Raw genomic sequence first — 22,642 nt, forward strand, 5'->3', positions numbered from 1 at the left:
ATTCTCCAATCATCAGTTGGAGATTTATCCTACCCGGACAAACCGGGACACGAAAGGACAAATCGGGACACTCATTGCCGCCTGTCAAAATATAGCATATTTAGTCGTTACCTTTGGATGGGAATAATCCCGTAACCACTAAAATTCCAATTATTTATGGCAAACAGAATGAACCCGCCCACAGAGGGGCAGGAAAAAGACGTGCTGCTGGTCTTGGATAAACAGCAGGGGAAAGTGAGTGCCGTTAAAGGTATCGACAACGAGGGCAATTTGCAGACCGTAGAACCGACCCAATCCCATAGTGGTGAGTTTATGCAGGTGGACAGGAACAGCGATGTGTTCAGCAACTTCATTTCCAATTTTTTCCGCAGGTATCAGGACACGGAGGGACTGGCTTTGTTCCGCTGCAAGGCTACGGAAGCGGAACAGGACGCAAAAGCTATCGAGGACAACCACCGCAACCCCACGCCGGAGGGCGACAGACGGGCGGAAATGTTGCGAGTTCCGAATCCCGACAATAACGGGGGCAGGCAGGACTACCGTTTCGACCCGGCTAAAATCAATTGGGAGGACTTGAAGAAAGTCGGCATTACCGCCGACACGTTGAAAAACACAAAGGATTTCGACAGGGTGATGCGTGGCTACAAATCCCGCAACACCTATACCGTTTCGGGGACGGTAGGCGGCTTCTACCTTAAACCTACCGATGTCAAGCTCTCTTTCTATCAGGCAAAGGACGGGACGGTAGTGCCTAAGCTGCACGGCGTGCAAATGGATGAAAAGCTGCTTCAACGCCCGTATAACGGGCACGAATTTTCCAAGCAGGAACAAGGCAACCTGCTGGGAACTGGCAATCTGGGCGGTATTATCCAAATCAAAGACCCGAAAAACGGGGAGCAAATCCCCGTGTTCGTCAGCCGGGACAGATACACCCATGAACTGGAGTACATGCGGGCAGACAAGTGGAAATGCCCCGATACCGTTTGTGGCGTGAAAGTAAGCCCGGAACAGAAAGCCGCTTTTGAAGCTGGGAAACCCGTCAAGATGGAAAACCTGCAATTCAAGGACGGGACGAAACGCAGTGCCTATCTTCAAGTCAGCGCAGTGGAGCGTGGCTTGGAGTTCCTGCCGAGGTCTGCCGTCCAGTTCTTGCAGCAGGGGCAGCAGCCCGCACAGCAGCAGGTCACAGGATTAAAGGACGGCAAGGGTGTGGAGTTCAACGGTCATGTGCAGCCCGGAGTACAGGGCAAATCCTCCGGCAAGGTGCAGCCGAAAGATGTTATCCCCGTTTCCGAGAGCCGGACGCAGGTAGCGGTCAATTCTGGAGGAAAGACCGATGAAGCAACCAAACAGACCAAAGAGCCGCTGAAACAGGGACAACAGAAACCCACCGCCAAGCAGAAAGAGAAACAGGAAAAAGCACAGGACAAGAGCCTGAAAACGGACAAACCCAAGAAGTCCAGAGGGATGAAAATGTAGTACCTACCATTAAAAAGTGAAGAATTATGATTGCATTGATAGCGGAAAAGCCCAGCGTGGCAAAAGACATCGCCCGGATTATCGGGGCGACACAAAGGAATGACGGGTATCTGTCCGGCAACGGGTACATGGTGACATGGGCGTTCGGGCACTTGATACAGCTTGCCATGCCCGAAGCCTACGGCGTGGCAAATTTTCGCAGGGAGAGCCTGCCCATACTTCCGTTCGATTTCCGGCTAATCCCCCGTCAGGTGAAAGCCGAGAAGGGCTACAAGGCAGACCCCGGCGTGTTGAAACAGTTGAAAGTGATTAAGGAGGTGTTCGACCAGTGCGACAGGATTATTGTCGCCACCGATGCCGGGCGTGAGGGGGAATTGATTTTCAGGTATATATTCCATTACCTGAACTGCCGCAAGCCTTTTGTTCGGCTGTGGATAAGCAGCCTTACCGACAAGGCTATCCGTGAGGGGATGGACAATTTGCAGCCGGGCGGACGTTACGATAACCTCTACCTCTCCGCCAAGTCCCGTAGTGAAGCCGACTGGCTGATAGGGATAAACGCCACCCAAGCGTTGAGCGTAGCCGCCGGACAGGGCGTGTTCTCGTTGGGCAGGGTGCAGACACCCACGCTCGTGATGATATGCAGCCGTTTTTTGGAGAACAGGAATTTTGTCCCGACCAAGTTCTGGCAGCTCAAAGCGGCGACCGCCAGCGGGGGAATAGGTTTCACCACCCAATCGACCGACAAGTGGGAACAGCAGTCCGATGCCATAGCCGCCCTGCAACGGGTAAAGGATGCCGGGCAGCTTGTGGTGAAGTCTGTTGAGAAGAAAGAAACCAGCCAAGAACCGCCCCTTTTGTACGACCTTACCACATTGCAAAAGGAAGCGAACACGAAGCTGGATTTTTCAGCGGACAAGACGCTTTCGATAGCGCAAAGCCTGTATGAAAAGAAAGTGATGTCCTATCCGAGAACCGGAAGCCGTTATATTTCGGAGGATGTTTTCGAGGAAATGCCGGAACGCATCGCACTGTTGGGACAATACCACCGCTTTGCCGGATATGCTGCCAGCTTGAACAGCAACACACTGAACCGCCGCAGCGTGAATGACGGCAAGGTAACCGACCACCATGCCTTAATCGTTACCGAGAACCTGCCCGATGAACTTTCCGAAGATGAAAGGGCGGTCTATGAACTGGTAGCCGGGCGTATGCTGGAAGCCTTTTCGGACAAATGCGTGAAAGACGTTACCACTGCTGTATTGTCCGCCGGAAATACCGATTTCACCGTAAAAGGGGCGATAATGAAAGAAGCCGGATGGCGGGCTGTGTTCAACGAACAGGAAGCAGGCGAGGACGGAGAAGCTGCCGGACTGCCACAGCTTCAGGAGGGAGAAACCTTGTTGCTCTCCGGCGTAGATCTGCTCGAAAAGCAGACCAAGCCGAAGCCGCTGCATACGGAAAGCAGCCTGCTTGCCGCAATGGAAAATGCGGGAAGGGAACTGGAGGATGCCGAATTGAAAGCCAGCCTGAAAGATGCCGGGATAGGTACGCCAGCCACTCGTGCGGCGATTATAGAAACACTGTTCGCACGCCAGTACATCGTGCGTGAGAAAAGGAATATTATACCCACAGAAAAGGGACTTGCCGTTTACAAGATTGTCAAGGACAAGAAGATTGCCGATGTCGAAATGACGGGTATGTGGGAAACCGCCCTTGCCAAGATAGAAGCGGGCTGCATGGATGCCGACACATTCAGGAAAGGCATCGAGGTCTATGCCGCCCAAATCACGGCGGAACTGCTTTCCGTACAACTGTCCATTGCCGGAGGTGAAACCTGTCCCTGTCCGAAATGTGGCAGCGGACGCATCCTGTTCTACCCGAAAGTGGCGAAATGTTCCAACGTGGACTGTACGCTTACCATATTCCGTAACAAGTGCGACAAGCAACTGACCGACAAGCAGGTTGTCGAACTGGTGACGAAGTGGAAGACCGGGTTAATCAAGGGCTTCAAGGGAAAGAACGGCAAGGTTTTCGATGCTTCGCTGGTACTGGACGAACAGTTCAATGTCGCTTTTTCATTCCCTGAAAAGAAAGGAAAGCCGAAGAAATGACTTATCTTTACCGCTGAAATTTCATTGTGATGGGTTTTAAGGCTTATGATAATTGAAATTTTAGTGGTTGCGCCCGGAGGGAAACCGGGCGCATTTTTTATATGTCCCCGTCAAACAGGTAGGTCGAACGGACAATTCCGTTTCCTAATACGTTACTTTCCGACAACTTCCACTGCGAGCCGAACGTTTCCCCGACAAAGCCGATGCCTTTGCCTACCATGACGGGAACGGTATAGATTGTCAGACTGTCCAGCAGTCCGGCTTTTACCAGCGAGGTAATCAGTTTTCCGCCACCCACCACCAGTATGTCATGCGTTTGTTTCAGTTCATAAACCTTTTGCAGCGGTTCTTCGGTCAGGAACTCCACCCCGTAGTCCGGCGTTACGTTGGTGTCGTAGTGTGACACCACAAAAGACCTCTTGCTTTTGTGCGGCCACCCGCCCCAGTGTTCAAAAATGTAGTTGTAGGTGTTCGCTCCCATGAGCAGGCAATCCGCTTCCAAGTATTGCTTGCCAATGATGTTTTTTATTTCACGGGGTAACCAGTCCAGTTCCTTGTCTAAGGTAGCTGTATGTCCGTCAAGAGATACGGCGATGTGCGCTTTTATTTGTTTCATACTATCAGGTATTTAACAGTTTGATGTCCATGTTCAACTGTCCGCCAGTACCTAAAAAAAGAAGCGTGAACTTACACTGCTCCACTACGAGGTACTGGCATACCTAAATGACGAAACAGGCAAGCCCACGCTATGACAAAGCATAGCATAGACATTGCGCTGAAAATCTCGTCATTTTTGAAAAGTGCCAGTTTTCGTAGTGAGATATTCGGCGAACGAATATGTTATATATAAAGACGAAATCACAGTCAAAGCTGTTCAATCGCCGTTATTCTCTTATGTTATTTCTGCAAATGTAATGAAAATCATTTAGAAATCATGGCATACAATAAAAAAATCCTGCCGTGTTATCACAACAGGGCAGGACACGACTAATTGAATGATGACAAAAAACACGGTCTAATCCGTGCGCTCACGAATAAGCCTGTGTATGTCGCTTGCCCGATAGTAATATTTTCCGTCCAGAAGAAGATAGGGCAATATGCCTTTCTTCCGGTAACGCTGCAAGGTCTTGACGCTCACTTTGAGCATAAAGCACAAGTCCTGATTGTCGAGCAGCTTTTCACCGTTCAGGCAGTTGTGGCTGTTCATCAGACGGTCTATCTTTTTATCCTGCATGTCGAGCCTGTCCATGATACGCTCCATCCATGCCACGAAGTTGTCATTGTCTATATACATAAGCTACCCCCGATTGAAATTAAATGAGACCTATCATAAAATAACTCTGGTTTGCCGGGTCTTTCAGGATGATTTCTTTCTCCCGCATGAAACGGATATAGTTCTTGGCTGTCCGCTCCTTGATGTCCAGTACCTGTTGCAACTGTTCGCAAAGGTCTATGTAGGTGATGTGTGTCTGCCGCCCGAAAATATCACGGGCTACACCCACCAGCTCCCTTTCCTTGCGCTTCTCTTTTTCTTCACGTGGCTTTTCGCCCCGGTACGTGTGCATCCCAGCTTTCTTGTCCCATGCGAAAAGCATCAGCGGCACGTCCAGCGGGCTTCCGTCCCTTACTTTCAGGGCTTTCACTACCGATTGCGTGGGTTCATCGTCTTTCTCGATTGACAGGATGGTAGCTGCCTTCCTTTGTAGTTCGCTTCCCAGATGTCCACGCAGCTTTAATCCGTTCGGGACAAAATGAAGCACGCAAAGTATGCAGGTGTTGTAGATACCCGCCAACCGATACAGTTCATCTATCACCGCCACGCTTTCCGCTTCATCGTTGGCACTCTTTACGAGGTCGGCGATGCCGTCAATGACAACCAACTGGATGCCGCCATACTGGTAGTAGAACTTATCCATGCTTTGTATTATGGCGTTCAACCGTTCCTTTCGGGACATTCCCGTAAGGCAGAACGCTTTCAGTTCTTCCGGCTTTTCCTTTTGCCCCGCACGTGCCAGCAGGTTGCTTACGTTCTTGAAAAGCTGTACTTCCGACTGTTCGGTATCATAGAACAAGACCGCCTTGTGCCTGTCGTTAGCGGTTATCCGTATGCCCAGCGTGTCTGTTTCCGTATCGGGAGGGCTGATACAGCCTGCCACGATTGCGGCTACATAGTTGCTCTTGCCCGTTCCCTCGCCCCCGGTGATGCCGAACAGGTTGCCTTGTGTTCCCAGTGGAACATCGCCCGCCGATATGATGACCTGTGCTTTGACGGGCGGGTTGTTGAAGTCTATCTCGCATGATTTAAGCATAATCAGTGTGTCGCTATATAGGTCGTCTAAAAATCTGATAAACAGTTTCAGGAAATCTTCACGGGTGTTACCCGCCCTGAAATAATCCGATATGTCCTTTTCCTCTTTCGTGCCCGGAAGCGGTAGAGAAAGGCGTTTCACGCCAAATTCCCCCAGCAGTCTTTCCTGCCTGCTTGAACTCTCCCTGCCTGTCTTGTCCATGTCGAAAAGCAGGACAATGTGCTTGAAACGGAACGTCAGCCGATAAACCAGCGTGGACGGTATCATTACCGTTTCACTGTTGAAGCAGATGGCATGAAAGCCATGTGCCGCCAGTGAAAGTACGTCCTTCTCGCCACCCGTGATAAACAATGTGTCACCTTTGGCGGGCAGTTGCTCCAATCCGAAACAGTAGTTTTCCCCGAAGCTGCCGCCATATAGGAAACGGGGTGTGGAAAAGGGACGGTACAGCTTAATGTACTGTTTGCCCTTGTAGCCGTACATCGGTTCTGCCGCCGATGAAATGTAGGTGTATGGCTTTCCCTCTGCCGTTTCACTGCTGTATTCCCGGAGTGAGCAGACCTTGTAATGCTCCAGCACTTCGGGAGTGATGCCGTACTGCCGCCAGTATTCCATTTCTGCGGTGGAAAATTTCTGTTCCCTGAACTGGTAAGGCTTGACAGGCTTTTCGGGCGGTTCAACAGGTGTGTTTGCCGCAATACGTTTGTCGGTAGTCTGGGATATAGGAACGGGTGTCCCGGAAGATAAGCCCAGCCCCAAGTCCCGGTCGATGGTTTCCAGTATCTCGATGAAGTCCAAAGCCCGGTTACAGTCCAGCCCTTTCAGTTGCCCCACGAGGAAAAAGCAGTCACCGCTGTAATTGTCGTTACCGAAGTCTTTCATCTTGTACATACCGCTATGGCGGTCGAAGTAGATGTTGCAGGATGCTTTTCTATCTTCGTATAAGGGATTAAGGAAATGCCTGCCTATCCGCCATTCACCCGGTAAATAATGCTTGAAAACGGATAAGCCGTTATTTGTTCGGCTTAGTATTTCTTCTTTCTTTAACATATTGATGATGGTTGGTTATCAGGTCGTTTATATATTCCTTGTCCCGTTTTATCAGGCGTTCTTCCAGCAGACGTTTTATTTCCTTGATTTTGTAGAAATAATGCCCTTTTATATCGGAATAGGAAACCAGTCCTGCCGCCCGCAGGCGTTGCAGTGTACGGTCGCTGATTTTCAGGAATGTGCATACTTCGTAACTGTCCACCCAAATTTCATCTTCATCGGGTTTGCCGGAATCCAAATGGTTGAAGATGTAATCCGCTATGGCGGTAATCTTGTTGTCAAGCTCCTTGTAGGCTTTTGACTCGAATGTTATTATTTCCATATCGCTAACTAATTGGTTCGCTGCAAAATTCGGGAGAAGAAATAACCTAAAAGTCATGGTTATATCTATCATGGTATTACTTTTTTTCAAGCTATTTTTAGGGGAGTATTGGCGTAAAAGCTCCCCGAAATGTCATTTTTCAAAGTAGATTTCACTATAAAAAGAAAGTACCATGTTGGGGAGAACATGGTACTTCTTATAGTTGAAAGTACATATAAAAAGTGTTTGAGAGAAGAATGAGGAAAGTTTACTGGTTATCAGTTACTTTCCTCATTTTGGTTAAAAGTGGCGAGGACAGACGAAGACGGGAATACGACAAGATGAGACAGAGGAACGTTACCTATCCGTAACCTATACCCCAAATGGAGAATGTTAAGGTTCGGAAGAATGAGGAAGGTTACGGATTGAATTTTAACACTCTGATTTATAGTGAGTTACTGATGAGCAACGTAAGGTTTTTGGTTACGAACCAAATTTGCGGTGTTCTGCCGTGAAATGCGTAGCAAGAAAAGACTCTTCATGTATTAATTTTGAACGCAAAAAAGAATGACGTTATGAAGAGTACATTTTCAATTATCTTCTACCTCAAAAGACAGGTAGTAAAGAAAGATGGTACTGTTCCAGTTATGGGACGTATCACAGTGGACGGAACACAGGCGCAGTTCAGTTGCAAGACAACTGCCAATCCAGATTTGTGGGACACCAAGGGCGGACGCATGATAGGTAAGAGTATGCAGGCTTTGGARGTGAACCGCAAATTGGACAAGATGCGTGTGAGTATCAGYAAGCATTATCAGGAGATTATGGACAGGGACAACTTCGTYACTGCCGACAAGGTGAAGAAYGCCTTTCTTGGYTTGGAGTATCGTTGCCATACACTGATGAAAGTCTATTYYCAAAGCCGTGATGAAATGGAAAAGCAATATAAGGCTGGCATAAAGTCTTTGAGCTCATTCACAAGATACAGAATAGGATGTGCCTATGTCGGTGAGTTCTTGCAATCGCATTATCATGTCAAGGATATTGCTTTGAAAGAGTTGTCGCTGCCTTTTATCACGGACTACGAGASTTTTCTCAGAACCGAAAAGCACTTGAAGATAAACTCTGCGATGGTGTTTGTCCGCAATCTCCGTGCAATGGTATTCCGCGCCATAGATAATGAGTGGCTTGTAAAAGACCCTTTCAGACGATATGAGTACAAGGAAGAAGAGACGACAAGGGAGTTCTTGACAAAAGAAGAGATTCGCTTGCTCATGGAAATACCAATCACCCGAAAGAAGATGAGCATGGTACGTGATTTGTTTCTGTTCTGTTGTTTCACTGGTCTCGCCTTCATAGATCTTTATAACCTGAAGGAAGAGAACATCAAAACGTTCTTTGACGATGGCGAGTGGATAATAATCCATCGACAGAAGACGGGAACTGAAGCCGACATCAAGTTGCTTGACTATCCCAAGCAGATTATGGAAAAATACCGTGGATTGTGTGAAGACGGCAGGGTGTTTCCAGTACCCAACTACAAAAGTTGTATGGATTCGCTCAAAAGACTGGGCAARAAATGYGGYATCACCAAGCCGCTGTCCTGGCACATGAGCCGTCATTCGTTCGCAACCTCGGTTTGCCTCTCCAACGGAGTYCCAATAGAAACCGTGAGTTCAATGCTTGGTCACAAGRACATAAAGACAACYCAGGTGTATGCCAARATTACCAAGGARAAATTGAGCAAAGACGTGGAAAAGTTGTCTCAGCARATWAATAACATTGAGGAATTCACGTTTGGAAATGTTTGCAACGATAATACTAACACTATAAATGGCAGAGTATGAAACGACAAGTGATAACAATACAAATATGATATGGAAGTGATTATCGCCATAGCACTTCAAATGGATACATACCAAGCCTTGTTGTTCAGACAATGGTTTATCAGTAAGGTTGTGAACCGCAAGGATTGYCAAGCAGAGCAAGTAAAACACGAGTATCCGATGATTATTGTGATGAACGGAACGATGCCAAGAGGTRCAAGTTAGAATCTCTCATCTTTTAATAAGATTCCTACACCTTTATAATATAATAGCGTACAKRGGRAACGATTTTTGTCGTTGTACCCTGTACGCTATTCTTGTTTCGCTATTATGAAGCAGTACCCTYCYCTTGTGAAACAGTGMCGTCGATTATCGGCTTGCGGTAATTACCAGTGAGAAGWGCTTGTATCTCGGATTCCGGATAGAGGGTYTTGCCACATAATATAATGTAGGGCAAGATGCCTTGYTTGCGATATTCCTGCAAGGTGCGGCGACTAAGCTTCAGGARCTCGGAGAGTTCCTTGTCGGTGAGGTATCGCTCCCCGTCCAAAGGTGGGCTGTAGGACTCGATGAATGAGGATAGCCAGTTGTTGGCTTTCTTCAAGGATTGCATGGCGGTGTCTATCGACTTGCTCTCATGCGTAAGAAGTTGGTTCATGTTCATTGTTTACAATTTGGATTAAGTGGTGAATATAARATGTGTTGGCTCGCCCAGGGTGAAGTTTTCGGCTTTGCCTTGGGCGAGTTTKGCTTTAYGCTATACCGATTTGATTCTGGCGATAAGCGGAACKATGGCTTTGACCTCTTCGGGGCAGTAATAGAATTGGCGACCTATCTGGGTATGCCCCAAGAAACGGCGGTCACGAAGTTTTTGTAAGGTGCGYTGGCTGATGCGAAGYTGCTGGCAGACCTCATGACCTGTAAGCCATTTGTTCAGACGCTTGCCGTTAGCCTTATGCTTCAGCAACTCMACTTTCTTTACCAAGGCATCGTATCTTGCCATCATCAAGTCGAATGCCTTCTTTTCCATTGTTAYTACTTCCATATTCTCTGTTTTATTGGTTCAACAAATTCGGRTGCAAAGTTAATGTGTGTATGTWGAAAAACAATGAAAATGAATAACTGTGGCAGTGCTTTTCTGGGGTTTGCCGACCGCTTGGCAAGAAAAATCAAGAAAATTATACGTGGGTCATTAATGAGTTGTTAAACGGGTATTTCKCAAATGSTTAATTTTGCCGCCGAGAAATCAAAACAGCAAAGTTTGTAACATTTAAAACGGATTTAAAATGGAAGTAATAACAATGGAAAGTTCAGCCTTTAAGATGCTGACAGAACAGATTGCCGACGTGGCAAAGTTGGTAGCTCTCATATATTCCAATGCGAGAGAAAATACCAAAAGAAGAAGCATGGAACTTGTGCTGACAAGCAGTGATGCTGCAAGAATACTTGGGATAAGCAAGCGAACCCTGCAGCGCTTGCGCTCTACCAACAGCATCGAGTACTTTATGGTGCGCGGACAATGCAGATACAGCATCAACGCTGTACAGAAATTGATTGAGGAACGAACCATTGCCAAGGAGACATGAGTATGGAAGATGGAACATTGAGACGATTGGAATTATATCTGCATGACCTGCACAAGAAGATTGACGGCATCTATGACATGCTGATGTTGAGACATGAGCGAAGCGGAGAGGACAAGGGATGCTCTGGCATCAACGAGAAGTTGCTCGACAACCAGGATCTCTGTCTTTTGTTTCAAATTTCTCCCCGTTCCCTGCAACGTTACCGCAGTCTGGGAGTGCTTCCCTACAAACGTTTGGGGCAGAAAACCTACTACACGGAAGAGGATGTGATGCAGTTTGTAGAGAATAATGTCAAAGAATTCAAGAAAGAGAATGTGGAGCATTACTTGACTCGCATTCATCAGAAATTCAAATAACAACAGTATTCACCATTAAACATTTACAATTATGGTACAAAAGAAAAAGAGTGATGAACAGGACGTGCTGGTAGTCCGTGACGAAAAGACGGGCGAGATCAGCGTCGTCGCCGGACTCAGCAGAGACGGCACACCGAAGCGAGCACCCGCCAAGGCGGAGAACACGCCCGACTTTCTGCGTTTTGACCGCAACAGTGACCTGATGGACAGTTTCTTTAGAAACTTCTTCCGCCAGTGCAAGGAGCCAAGCCGATTCGGATTCTACCGCATAGCGGCAGACCAGGTGGRAAACCTGCTTGGCGTGATGAAGGAGTTGCTGAAAGATCCGGAGGCTAACAAGGAGATYCTTTCCGCCCACAAGGTTRACACCTCCAATTATGAGAAAGAGGCAAAGCAATCGGAAGGTCAGGCGAAAGAAACCGCATCATCGGACGATGCGTCCAAGACGCAAGCTAACACAGAAAAAGAGAATGTATCATCTGAACAAACCAACGAAAAAGAGAACGACATGGAACAGAAACCAGAACAGACCGCAACCGAACAGCAGGCACAGACCGCTCCGGGTGTAAAGCAGAACCTCATTAGTGGTAACGATGTGAACCTGCAGGAACTTGGTGCCAAATATGGCATAGACTTCAACAGTATGAATGAGAAGGATATGAAAGCCCTGCTCAACTACGGCAAGACRGGGCTTGTGATWGTGAAGCCGACCTTCGGCGGTGAACAGATAGAGATACAGGCCCGTCTGTCATTCCGYAAGGACGATAACGACCAGTTGCAACTCGTGCCGCATTTCGTGCGCAACGAGCCAAAACTCGATGTCGCTTACAAAGGCTATACCTTCACTCCAGAGGACAAGAAGAACCTGTTGCAGAACGGCAACCTCGGAAAGGTWGTGGATTTCCCCGACAAGAATACAGGTGAGCTGCGTCCTCATTTCATCAGTATCGACCGTCTCACCAATGAGATTGTTGACATCCCKACCAACAAGGTGCGCATACCCGAYACCATCGGCAAGACACCTATTACCAAGGACGACAAGAGAGTGCTCTACTCAGGTATTCCGCTTCGCAAGGAGATTGAGCTTGCCAACGGGCGYAAGTTYACACCGCTGCTGCAGGTGAATGTGGAACAGCGTGGCGTGGAGTTCGTGCCTGGCAGCACAAGACAGGCGCAAGGTCAGAAACAGAATGGAGACAAGAAGCARACCGCYGACAAGCAGGAGCAGAAGGCAGAAGGTGATGCGGGCGGTCAGAAGAAGCAGCAAGATCCCAACCACTGGCTCAATGAGGAYGGGACCATCCGCCGACTCAACACCTATTTYAARAAGGAACTGACCGAGCAGCAGAAGGACGACTATGTGGCAGGCAAGACCATCGAGATCAAGGAAGTGCCCAACAAGAACGGCAGCGGTACCTATACCGCCTACGTAAAGTTCGACTTCGACAAGATGCAGCCACGTTCCTACCGCAACAATCCAGACCTCAAACAGGCAAAGGAACAGATTCCGACCAAYGAGAACAAGGTACAAGTCGCCGTCAACGAGCAGGGCAAGACCCATGAGGCGACCAAGCACACCAAGGAKCCGCTGAGTCCGGGACAGTCTGCGCCAAAGAACGAAAAGCAGCAGAAGGAACAGAACGCCGAGGRACAGAAGCCAAAGAGAAAGGCAAGAAGCGTGAARATGTAGTTGCCGCCACTTGATCCACAGAGTTAATCATCCATYATAACAACCGACATCTGCGACCGTCTATCCCACGGTTGCGGATGTCACAAAAACAACAGACAATGAAGACAATCATCGCAGAGAARCCAAGYGTAGCCAAGGAAATCGCCCACATTGTRGGAGCTGACAAGCGTGAGGAAGGCTATATGCAGGGCAATGGCTATTATGTGACATGGGCWTTCGGACATTTAGTGCAGCCTGCCATGCCGGAAACCTACGGCATGAAGGGATTCCATGCRGAGAATCTGCCTGTRATTCCCGACCCGTTCGTTCTTGTTCCCCGACAAGTCAAGACWGAGAACGGCTACAAACCAGATGCAGGTGTGCTTGCCCAGATMAARATWATCGGCAAGCTGTTTGACAGCAGTGAGCGCATTATCGTAGCAACCGATGCCGGACGTGAGGGAGAGTTGATTTTCCGATACCTCTATRCGTATCTCGGTTGCAGGAARCCTTTCGACCGTCTCTGGATCAGTTCGCTTACGGACACCGCCATCCGTGAGGGACTTCWGAACCTCASGGAYGGCAAGGAGTATGACAATCTCTATCATGCAGCCAAGGCACGAAGTGAGGCAGACTGGCTCGTCGGCATCAACGGCACACAAGCCCTGACGATAGCCGCAGGACGTGGCACCTATTCCGTAGGTCGTGTGCARACTCCRACCCTTGGCATGGTGTGCGAACGCTATTGGGAACACAAGCGTTTYGAGTCGAAACCGTTCTGGCAGGTACACTTCGGTGTGGTTGATGCAGACAGTGGCAATATACTGAAGTTCACATCWGYCAACCGMTGGACAGACAAAGCYACCGCAACCGAYATATATAATAAGGTGAAAGAWACMGGTTCTGYCATCATCACAAAGGTCGYAACCAAGCGAAAGGTGGAGAAGGCACCGCTCCTTTACGACCTYACCACCTTGCAGAAAGAAGCCAACTCCCAGCATGGCTTCACGGCAGAGCATACACTMTCCATCGCCCAGAAACTCTACGAGGCAAAGTTCATYACCTATCCAAGAACATCAAGCCGCTATATCTCGGATGATGTATTTGCCACCCTTCCCAAACTCTTCAAGAATCTGGAGAATCATTCGGAATATGGAGAAAAAGTGAAACTCTTGCCTGGCAGTGAGGACTACAGCAAGAACAGCGTGAATGCCGCCAAGGTGACCGATCACCATGCCCTGCTCATCACAGAAAATGCAGCCATTGGTCTTTTCAAGGACGAGAAGATCGTTTATGACATGATATTGTGCCGGATGATWGAAGCRTTCTCGGCAGACTGCATCAAGGRCRTCACATCAGTAWCGGCGCAAGTGGATCATGAAGTTGAGTTTGGCATCAGTGGCTCCATCATCCGACAGACTGGCTGGCGAGCGTTGTCGCTCAAGGAAAAGAACAAMAGGCAGGACAAGGATGCAGACGCAACAGAMAATGAGGTCAAGGATCAAGTCATTCCCAACTGGCAAGAAGGACAGCATATCACTYTTTCTGGCTGCACCATCACGGAGGGCAAGACCAAACCAAAGCCATTGCATACGGAATCCACRTTGCTTGCWGCAATGGAGACCGCAGGCAAAGAGATWGAAGATGATACGATGCGCCAGGCAATGAAGGACWGCGGTATWGGYACACCWGCYACACGTGCCGCCATCATCGAAACCCTGCTCAAACGAGAGTATATGGTGCGCCAGCAGAAGAAACTTGTGCCGACGGAAAAAGGACTCGCCCTGCATTCCGTGGTGAAGAACATGGCGATTGCCAATGTGGAGATGACGGGCAAATGGGAGGCGGAACTTGCCAAGATTGAACGAGGTGAAGCAAGTGCAGACGGGTTCACCCATAGTATCGAAGGTTATACCCGTGAAATCACTGCGGAATTGTTAGGTTGTGACAGACTTTTCAGCCACAAGGATTCCGGCTGCCAGTGTCCTAAATGCAAGCAAGGTACCATGCAGTTCTTCGGAAAGGTAGTAAGATGCAGCAACAAGGAGTGCGGTATGCCAGTGTTCAAGCAGGTAGCAGGAAAGTTGCTCACTGATGSCGACATCACCGAYTTGCTTACCAAGGGCAAGACCAGAACGCTCAATGGTTTYAYCAGYAAGCAAGGCAAAYCWTTCTCCGCAGCCATAGCCTTTGACGAGAATTTCAACACGAAATTCGTCTTTGCAGAGCGCAAAACARCAGAAAAGCGAGGAAATGTGAAGAGATACAAGAAATAGTTTGTACCTTTGCCACCGAAACATGGTTCATAAATGGTGTCTTKATTYAGGATGCTTTTATTTACTGTGGATTAAGTGGCGGCACTCGGAGGGATACCGAGTGCCTTTTTCTTGCTTTCAACTAACATCAACCGCCATCCACGGTTTATTATTCACCACTTAATCCATTCAACAGACARATGAACAGAAAGAAACAGGCACAGACAGAACTGTCCTATTACGGACTGTAYCTCTTGAACCACCTCAGAGAGAACCGTTTTCCACAAGCCAGCGATGCGGACTTTATCCGCGAACGTGCAGACCATGCCGCAGARGTATATGAGCAGGCACGGCGTGATGCCCTCTTTGCCGATGCGGCACAAGARCTTGCCATGKCAGCATTRCTGAAAGGTCTCCRYWTTTCCAAGTACAGCATCCTGTATGATGTTGTTGACAGTGAGTTTCCCCTGGAGGTAGCAGTAGAAGACCAGGAAGCGTTTGTCAAKMACCTCCTGCCTTTGGTTGACAACGTGTATTCCATTTACGACCTCACCGATGACGATTTTGCCCAGTCACCGGACTAYGACCAGCTCTAYACAGAGYTGACGGGAGCCGTWGCCCTTTTCATAGAGTCAAATGGCGTACAATAGAAAACAACGKCTGAACGACAACATCAAGGCGATAGAGACRGCATTCATCCTTGACAGGGAACAGCGCACGCCGACYGCCCGTGAGCGTCTCCTTCTGGAGCGTTACTGCGGATTCGGKGGATTGAAGTGCATCCTGAACCCTGCCAGGGAACTGGCGGATGCCGTCMATTGGGCAAAGTCAGACCTTGAATTGTTTGCTCCAACAGTGGAGCTGCATAGACTTATCCGTGAAAACAGCAAGAATGAAAGCGAGTACAAACAGTTGATGGACAGTCTGAAACAGTCYGTCCTYACGGCATTCTACACGCCGTCAGCCGTTACGGAGGYTCTGACGGATGTGTTGAAAGAGCATCAGATCATCCCCGAAAAGGTKCTTGAACCCTCGGCAGGYATCGGWGCCTTTGTCGATTCCGTCTTGGATAACAATCCCAAGGCAGACATTATGGCATTTGAAAAAGACCTGCTTACGGGAAAGATACTCCGCCATCTGCACCCGGAGCAGAAAGTGCGCATAGAGGGATTCGAGAAGATAGAAAAGCCTTTCAATGACTACTTCGACCTCGCCATCTCAAATATTCCSTTTGGCGATGTTGCCGTRTTTGATCCGTCYTATACAGCCATGAAAGGCATGAGGGCACTTGTCACCAGACGCATACACAACTACTTCTTTGTCAAGGCTCTTGATACGGTAAGGGACGGCGGGTTGGTTGCCTTCATCACCTCACAAGGCGTATTGAATGCCAAAAACAACAGTGCCGCGCGTTTTATGATGCTCTATCATGCWGATCTCGTGTCAGCGATTCGTCTTCCCAACRACCTGTTCACGGAAAATGCCAAYACGGAAGTGGGCAGTGACCTCATCATYCTSCAGAAAAAYASCCAAAAGGAGTCGCTGCGAGGAGACGACAACCTGCTTGACACTGTYTATAATGACGAGAACCGCATTCCGACAAACAACTACTTTCTGGAGCATCCGGAACGCATTATCCATACAACRGCAAAGTTGGATACTGACCCGTTCGGCAAACCTGCAATGATATACACGCATGAGGATGGTGTGGAAGGCATTGCAGAGGATTTGCRAAAGATGCTCCATGAAGACTTTAAGAAGAACCTCAATTTGAACCGATACTTGGGRATAGAGGAAACAAWGKCTGAGGAAGTTAAGGAGGTTGAAGAAACAGAAAAGATAGAAAAAACAGAGAAGATRAAGCCTTCCATTGAGGAAAAGCAGARCGATACGGTAGTATCCTTGCAAAAGCAGGAAAAGCCTACTGATGATGCTGAGCTATCCCAAAAGTCCAATCATCAGCAGCCACCAGTCCAAATGACGCTGTTTGACCTTTGGGGAATGGAAGAAGAAAACCGTCTGACTGTCCATGCTACGAAGAAGAAAGCAGAGGTAACAGTGGGTGCTGCCGCCAAGAAAGTGTCAAGGAAGAGAGCAAGTCCGTTGGTAAAAAGCGTCAATCCGACTTTTGAAGTTGTGACAAAGCCTGTGGAAAAAGAAGAAAAGCCTTCGTTGACAGATGCAAAAGAGCAGGAAACAACACAGGAGGCAAAACCAATCCTGCCTGGTGATGAACCATACGCAAGCATCTCTTGGGAAGAGAATCCGCCAATCAACGGCTTTTACGAGATGATGATGACCATGGCTCCCGAAGACAGGGTGATGCTGCGCCAAAAGGCGGAACTGCACCGTCAGGAACAACTCAAGGCTTTGGGCGTTGAAGATACGCTTGATCCGAAGTTCAAGCCGCCGATGGAACCGATAGAAGTTCTCAAAGTTCAAATCGGGCATGGACAGTCGAAAGGGAATGAGACAAAAGAAGATTCCAAGACTCAGAGCCCATTGAAAGAAACAAATCATGAGCGGGAACAACAAAAAGAGCAAGAAAGAAAGCGGGAAGAGCNCTGAGGAAGTTAAGGAGGTTGAAGAAACAGAAAAGATAGAAAAAACAGAGAAGATAAAGCCTTCCATTGAGGAAAAGCAGAGCGATACGGTAGTATCCTTGCAAAAGCAGGAAAAGCCTACTGATGATGCAGAGCTATCCCAAAAATCCAATCATCATCAGCCACCAGTGCAAATGACGCTGTTTGACCTTTGGGGAATGGAAGAAGAAAACCGTCAGGCTGTCCATTCTACGAAGAAGAAAGCAGAGGTAACAGTGGGTGCTGTCGCCAAGAAAGTGTCAAGGAAGAAAGCAAGTCCGTTGGTAAAAAGCGTCAATCCGACTTTTGAAGTTGTGACAAAGCCTGTGGAAAAAGAAGAAAAGCCTTCGTTGACAGATGCAAAAGAGCAGGAAACAGCACAGGAGACAAAACCAATCCTGTCTGGGGATGAGCCATACGCAAGCATCTCTTGGGAAGAGAATCCGCCAATCAACGGCTTTTACGAGATGATGATGACCATGGCTCCCGAAGACAGGGTGCTGCTGCGCCAAAAGGCGGAACAGCACCGTCAGGAACAACTCAAGGCTCTGGGCGTTGAAGATACGCTTGATCCGAAGTTCAAACCACCGATGGAACCGATAGAAGTTCTCAAAGYTCAAATCGGGCATGGACAGTCGAAAGGGAATGAGMCAAAAGAAGATTCCAAGACTCAGAGCMCATTGAAAGAAACAAATCATGAGCGGGAACAACAAAAAGAGCAAGAAAGAAAGCGGGAAGAGCWGGCAAGGAAGAAAGAGGATGCWATGAAGCCCCGTCCATTTGATGAGAAACTGGAAAGTTTTCATCGTGAGGGTTCTATGGTGCTCGACTCTGCCAGAAAYATCGGTGTATTGAAAGACCTTACCAAGTATGRTGCTACCTTCATGCCGTTGGATCTGAATATGGAGCAGAAAGAAAAGGCWGTCYTGTATATCGCCCTCCGTGATGCCTATCAGAAACTTTAYACCTATGAAGCGGAAGAACAGACGGAAAACAAGCAGATGCGTGAGAGTCTGAATGTCTATTATGAYGCTTTCTTCATCCGCTTCGGCAACCTCAATGCCAAGCAGAACGTGAAGTTCATCCTYATGGATGCCTCAGGGCGCGACATGCTGTCGTTGGAACGGGTRGAAAACGGRCAGTTCACAAARTCRGACATCTTCGACCACCCGGTCTCTTTTTCGCTTGACGAGGTCAGYCATGTSGATTCWCCAGAGGAAGCGCTCACYGCCTCGCTCAACAAGTTCGGCCGTATCGACTTGCCGTATATGACWGAATTATCGGATATGCYGGAACAGGAACTGACGGAAGCRCTTAAAGGGCGCATCTATTACAATCCGCTCATAGACGGCTACGAGATAGCCGACCGCTTCATTGCTGGYAATGTMATAGAGAAAGCGGARCGTATAGAAGAATGGCTGAAGGAAAATCCCGACCATGCAATCGTGAGRGAGTCGTTGGAAGCCTTGAAGGCAAGCATTCCCGAACCGATAGCCTTTGAGGAYYTGGACTTCAACTTCGGTGAGCGTTGGATWCCTACAGGTGTGTATTCCGCTTACATGAGCCACCTMTTCAATACACAGGTCAGCATCGTCTATTCCGACAGCATGGACGAATATTCKGCAAAATGCAGTATGAAGACCATGGCCATCACGGATGAGTATATGGTGAAGGGATATTACCGCCACTATGACGGCATGAGTCTTCTGAAACATGCCCTGCACAACACTTGTCCCGAGTCGTTGGAAGCCTTGAAGGCAAGCATTCCCGAACCGATAGCCTTTGAGGATTTGGACTTCAACTTCGGTGAGCGTTGGATTCCTACAGGTGTGTATTCCGCTTACATGAGCCACCTATTCAATACACAGGTCAGCATCGTCTATTCCGACAGCATGGACGAATATTCKGCAAAATGCAGTATGAAGACCATGGCCATCACGGATGAGTATATGGTGAAGGGATATTACCGCCACTATGACGGCATGAGTCTTCTGAAACATGCCCTGCACAACACTTGTCCCGACATGATGAAGAGCATCGGTGAGGAYGARMACGGCAACGACATCAAGGTGCGTGACAGCGAGGGCATACAGCTTGCCAATGCCAAGATTGACGAAATCCGCAACGGGTTCACTGAATGGCTGGAGGAGCAGTCTGACTCCTTTAAGGAACGCTTGACMACRATGTACAACCGGAAGTTCAACTGCTTCGTGCGTCCGAAGTATGACGGTTCTCACCAGACCTTCCCCGGYYTGGATCTGAAAGCCCTTGGCGGAAAGTATGGTGTCAAGAGTGTGTACCCAAGTCAGAAGGACTGTGTATGGATGCTTTTGCAGAACGGCGGCGGGATATGTGACCAYGMSGTRGGWACWGGCAAGACCCTCATCATGTGCATGGCTGCGCATGAGATGAAACGTCTCGGTATAGCTCACAAGCCRATGATTATCGGGCTGAAAGCCAATGTCGCGGAGATAGCTGCCACCTATCAGACAGCTTATCCCCATGCGAGGATACTCTATGCCTCGGAGAAGGAYTTTTCCACCAAGAACCGTGTCAGTTTCTTCAACAACATCAAGAACAACGACTATGACTGYGTAATCATGTCGCATGACCARTTCGGGAAGATACCGCAATCGCCAGAACTCCARCGGCAGATATTGCAGGCKGAGCTTGATACCGTGGAGGAAAACTTGGAAGTGATACGCACGCAGGGCAAAGACGTGTCRMGGGGAATGCTCAAAGGCTTRGAAAAGCGAAAGCAGAAYCTGGAGGTGAAGTTGCAGAAGATAGCCTACAGCATCGAGCAGCGCACCGATGATGTRGTGGACTTCCGYATGATGGGCATCGACCACTTGTTTGTGGACGAGAGYCACCAGTTCAAGAACCTCATGTTCAAYACCCGTCACGACCGTGTGGCAGGACTCGGCAACAGCGAGGGAAGCCAGAAGGCACTCAACATGCTCTTTGCTATCCGTACCATACAGGAGCGGACAGGCAGAGATCTGGGAGCGACATTCCTGTCRGGAACAACTATCAGTAACTCACTGACTGAGTTGTATCTGCTYTTCAAGTACCTGCGYCCCAAKGAACTGGAGCGTCAGGACATCCGCTGYTTCGATGCGTGGGCGGCAATCTTCGCCAAGAARACTACCGACTTCGAGTTTAACGTCACCAACAACATCGTRCAGAAGGARCGTTTCCGATACTTCATCAAGGTACCGGAGCTTGCTGCYTTCTACAACGAGATAACCGACTATCGCACGGCGGAGGCGGTTGGYGTGGACAGACCWSAGAAGAACGAGATCCTTCATAAYATACCRCCGACACCCGAGCAGGAGGACTTCATCCAAAAGCTGATGGAGTTTGCCAAGACGGGYGATGCCACCATCCTCGGCAGACTGCCMCTGTCGGAAACGGAAGAGAAGGCAAARATGCTCATAGCCACRGACTATGCCCGAAAGATGGCRCTYGACATGCGCATGATAGACCMGACTTGTGAGGACCATCCCGACAACAAGGCGAGCCATTGYGCCAAGATGATAGCGGACTATTACAAACGCTATGACAATCACAAGGGSACGCAGTTCGTATTCTCAGAYYTGGGAACATACCGACCKGGCGAATGGAACGTGTATTCWGAAATCAAGCGTAAGCTGATAGAGGATTACGGCATACCGTCGTCTGAAATCCGCTTCATTCAGGARTGCAAGAAYGAGAGRGCAAGAAAGGCGGTGATAGCAGCCATGAACGAGGGTTCRGTACGAGTATTGTTCGGCTCCACATCYATGTTRGGTACAGGYGTAAAYGCACAAAAAMGGTGTGTKGCKATTCATCATTKSGACACACCSTGGCGWCCRTCAGAYYTKGMACARCGYRAYGGTCGAGGYGTKCGTGCYGGCAACGAGATTGCCAARMTSTATGCCGACAAYAAGGTGGATGTCATCATCTATGCGGTGGAAAAGTCGCTTGACTCGTACAAGTTTAACCTCCTGCAYTGCAAGCAGACTTTTATCTCGCAGTTGAAAAGCGGAGCCTTGGGRGCGAGAACCATTGACGAGGGAGCGATGGACGAGAAATCGGGYATGAATTTTTCMGAGTATATGGCTATTCTCTCCGGAAATACCGACTTGCTTGACAAGGCGAAGYTGGAGAAGAAGGTTGCTTCTCTGGAGGGTGAGCGCARATCGTTTAACAAGGGYAAGCGTGAYTCAGAAACAAAATTGCAGTCAAAGACGGCAGAGCTGGGYAACAACAAAGCCTCTCTCAAGGGAATGACCGAGGACTACGGCAAGTTTATGGGCAAAGCCARGAAAGACAAGGACGGCAACATCCTCAACCTCATCACTCTTGATGGTGTGGAGTCCACGAACTTAGAGGTTATAGGAAAGCATCTGCAAATGTTGGCGGAGAAAGAGACAACTGGCGGACAATACAAGCGGATTGGAGAAATCTACGGATTCCCTGTCAAGATTGTCAGCGAGACAAGTTTCGAGAATGGTCTTCCATTTGTTGACAACCGCTTTTTTGTCGAGGGCAATTACAAGTACCAGTACAACTACGGTCAYATTGCCAAGTCGGACCCGATAGCAGCGGCAAACAACTTTCTGAATGCCYTRCAGAAGATACCRAGCTACATTGARCAGTATGATTCAAGRTGCAAGGCTTTGGAAAAGGAAATACCGCAACTGGAAGAGATAGCTGGCAAGACTTGGAAGAAAGAGGAAGAACTGAAARGTCTKAAAGCGGAACTGGCGGCRTTGGAYAGAAAAATACAGTTAGAATTGGCACCACCACAGGAGCAAGATACTGCWGAAAAACACGAAACAAAGAATATAGWAACAGAACAAAGCATAGTTGGAAAACAAGCACGCTCCGTCTGTCGGTTATGACRCCTAATTATATATAGGGGTATCTTGATGTTTTTATCATAATAAGATACCCCTGTTTTTTACATGAAATCTCAAAYTTGTRAACATAACCCCATCATAAAAAAATGAATAGCAAGTATTCCTGCTGAGTTTATCAAATCAGGRCCATTGTTGTTGATGAYGACTCTACCATCAGCTCATATATACCTTTCCGACACAAGCATATATTGTTTTCATTTGTACTCCG

15 protein-coding genes and 1 pseudogene are annotated in these 22,642 nt (G+C 48.4%); 10 read left to right on the top strand and 6 right to left on the bottom strand.

Going from position 1 to position 22,642, the window contains the following annotated elements; genetic code table 11:
• Positions 1 to 156: 156 nt before the first annotated feature.
• Together BN4609_RS09600 and BN4609_RS09605 are read left to right on the top strand one after the other, a co-directional pair.
• Positions 157 to 1,479 (top strand): DUF3945 domain-containing protein, encoded by a 1,323-nt coding sequence (locus BN4609_RS09600; RefSeq protein ID WP_068856499.1) that lies wholly within the window; start codon positions 157 to 159, stop codon positions 1,477 to 1,479.
• Between the two features lie 26 nt (positions 1,480 to 1,505).
• Positions 1,506 to 3,593, top strand: coding sequence for a type IA DNA topoisomerase (locus tag BN4609_RS09605; RefSeq protein ID WP_068856500.1), 2,088 nt, complete (start codon positions 1,506 to 1,508; stop codon positions 3,591 to 3,593).
• Between the two features lie 97 nt (positions 3,594 to 3,690).
• Here BN4609_RS09605 and BN4609_RS09610 read toward each other — a convergent pair whose 3' ends face one another.
• The 4 genes from BN4609_RS09610 to BN4609_RS09625 all read right to left on the bottom strand — a co-directional run bounded on the left by BN4609_RS09610 (position 3,691) and on the right by BN4609_RS09625 (position 7,274).
• A complete protein-coding gene (locus tag BN4609_RS09610; protein WP_068856501.1) occupies positions 3,691 to 4,209 on the bottom strand; it encodes a dihydrofolate reductase family protein in 519 nt (172 codons plus the stop codon).
• A 399-nt stretch (positions 4,210 to 4,608) separates the two neighbouring features.
• Entirely contained in the window at positions 4,609 to 4,887 is a 279-nt protein-coding gene (locus tag BN4609_RS09615) for a helix-turn-helix domain-containing protein (protein WP_055095680.1), read from the bottom strand.
• A 19-nt stretch (positions 4,888 to 4,906) separates the two neighbouring features.
• Complete coding sequence (locus tag BN4609_RS09620) at positions 4,907 to 6,952, bottom strand: bifunctional DNA primase/helicase (protein ID WP_068856502.1); 2,046 nt, start codon at positions 6,950 to 6,952, stop codon at positions 4,907 to 4,909.
• Positions 6,915 to 7,274: a helix-turn-helix domain-containing protein gene (locus BN4609_RS09625; RefSeq protein WP_068856503.1), complete on the bottom strand. Its 360-nt coding sequence runs from the start codon at positions 7,272 to 7,274 to the stop codon at positions 6,915 to 6,917. Before BN4609_RS09625 ends, BN4609_RS09620 begins: the two co-directional genes overlap by 38 nt.
• Before the next feature lie 554 nt (positions 7,275 to 7,828).
• Between BN4609_RS09625 and BN4609_RS09630 the strand changes: the two genes are divergently transcribed.
• Positions 7,829 to 9,100 (top strand): site-specific integrase, encoded by a 1,272-nt coding sequence (locus tag BN4609_RS09630; protein ID WP_084791511.1) that lies wholly within the window; start codon positions 7,829 to 7,831, stop codon positions 9,098 to 9,100.
• A 307-nt stretch (positions 9,101 to 9,407) separates the two neighbouring features.
• On the opposite strand, the gene BN4609_RS09640 is transcribed toward BN4609_RS09630, so the two are convergent.
• The gene (locus BN4609_RS09640) at positions 9,408 to 9,743 is read right to left on the bottom strand and encodes a helix-turn-helix domain-containing protein (RefSeq protein ID WP_068856505.1); all 336 of its coding nucleotides are present in this window, start codon (positions 9,741 to 9,743) and stop codon (positions 9,408 to 9,410) included.
• A gap of 93 nt (positions 9,744 to 9,836) precedes the next feature.
• On the bottom strand, positions 9,837 to 10,109 hold the full coding sequence (locus tag BN4609_RS09645; RefSeq protein WP_147347093.1) for a helix-turn-helix domain-containing protein: 273 nt from the start codon (positions 10,107 to 10,109) through the stop codon (positions 9,837 to 9,839).
• Between the two features lie 256 nt (positions 10,110 to 10,365).
• On the opposite strand from BN4609_RS09645, the gene BN4609_RS09650 reads away from it, so the two are divergent.
• From BN4609_RS09650 to BN4609_RS09680, 7 genes and pseudogenes are all read left to right on the top strand, one after another.
• Positions 10,366 to 10,665, top strand: a complete 300-nt coding sequence (locus BN4609_RS09650; protein WP_072542294.1) for a helix-turn-helix domain-containing protein — start codon at positions 10,366 to 10,368, stop codon at positions 10,663 to 10,665.
• Between the two features lie 77 nt (positions 10,666 to 10,742).
• Positions 10,743 to 11,021, top strand: coding sequence for a helix-turn-helix domain-containing protein (locus BN4609_RS09655; RefSeq protein WP_084791513.1), 279 nt, complete (start codon positions 10,743 to 10,745; stop codon positions 11,019 to 11,021).
• A 31-nt stretch (positions 11,022 to 11,052) separates the two neighbouring features.
• Entirely contained in the window at positions 11,053 to 12,711 is a 1,659-nt protein-coding gene (locus BN4609_RS09660) for a DUF3945 domain-containing protein (protein ID WP_068856508.1), read from the top strand.
• Between the two features lie 98 nt (positions 12,712 to 12,809).
• Positions 12,810 to 14,966, top strand: a complete 2,157-nt coding sequence (locus BN4609_RS09665; RefSeq protein ID WP_068856509.1) for a type IA DNA topoisomerase — start codon at positions 12,810 to 12,812, stop codon at positions 14,964 to 14,966.
• Positions 14,967 to 15,145: 179 nt separating this feature from the next.
• Entirely contained in the window at positions 15,146 to 15,595 is a 450-nt protein-coding gene (locus BN4609_RS09670) for a DUF1896 family protein (protein ID WP_068856510.1), read from the top strand.
• 265 nt (positions 15,596 to 15,860) lie between these two features.
• On the top strand, positions 15,861 to 17,513 hold the full coding sequence (locus tag BN4609_RS09675) for an N-6 DNA methylase (RefSeq protein ID WP_438501688.1): 1,653 nt from the start codon (positions 15,861 to 15,863) through the stop codon (positions 17,511 to 17,513).
• A 1,258-nt stretch (positions 17,514 to 18,771) separates the two neighbouring features.
• Positions 18,772 to 22,416 (top strand): annotated as a pseudogene (locus BN4609_RS09680) (helicase-like domain-containing protein); the annotation flags it as partial.
• Between the last annotated feature and the right edge of the window lie 226 nt (positions 22,417 to 22,642).

It is taken from the genome of Leyella lascolaii, from assembly GCF_900079775.1.
Taxonomy (GTDB): Bacteria; Bacteroidota; Bacteroidia; order Bacteroidales; family Bacteroidaceae; genus Prevotella; species Prevotella lascolaii.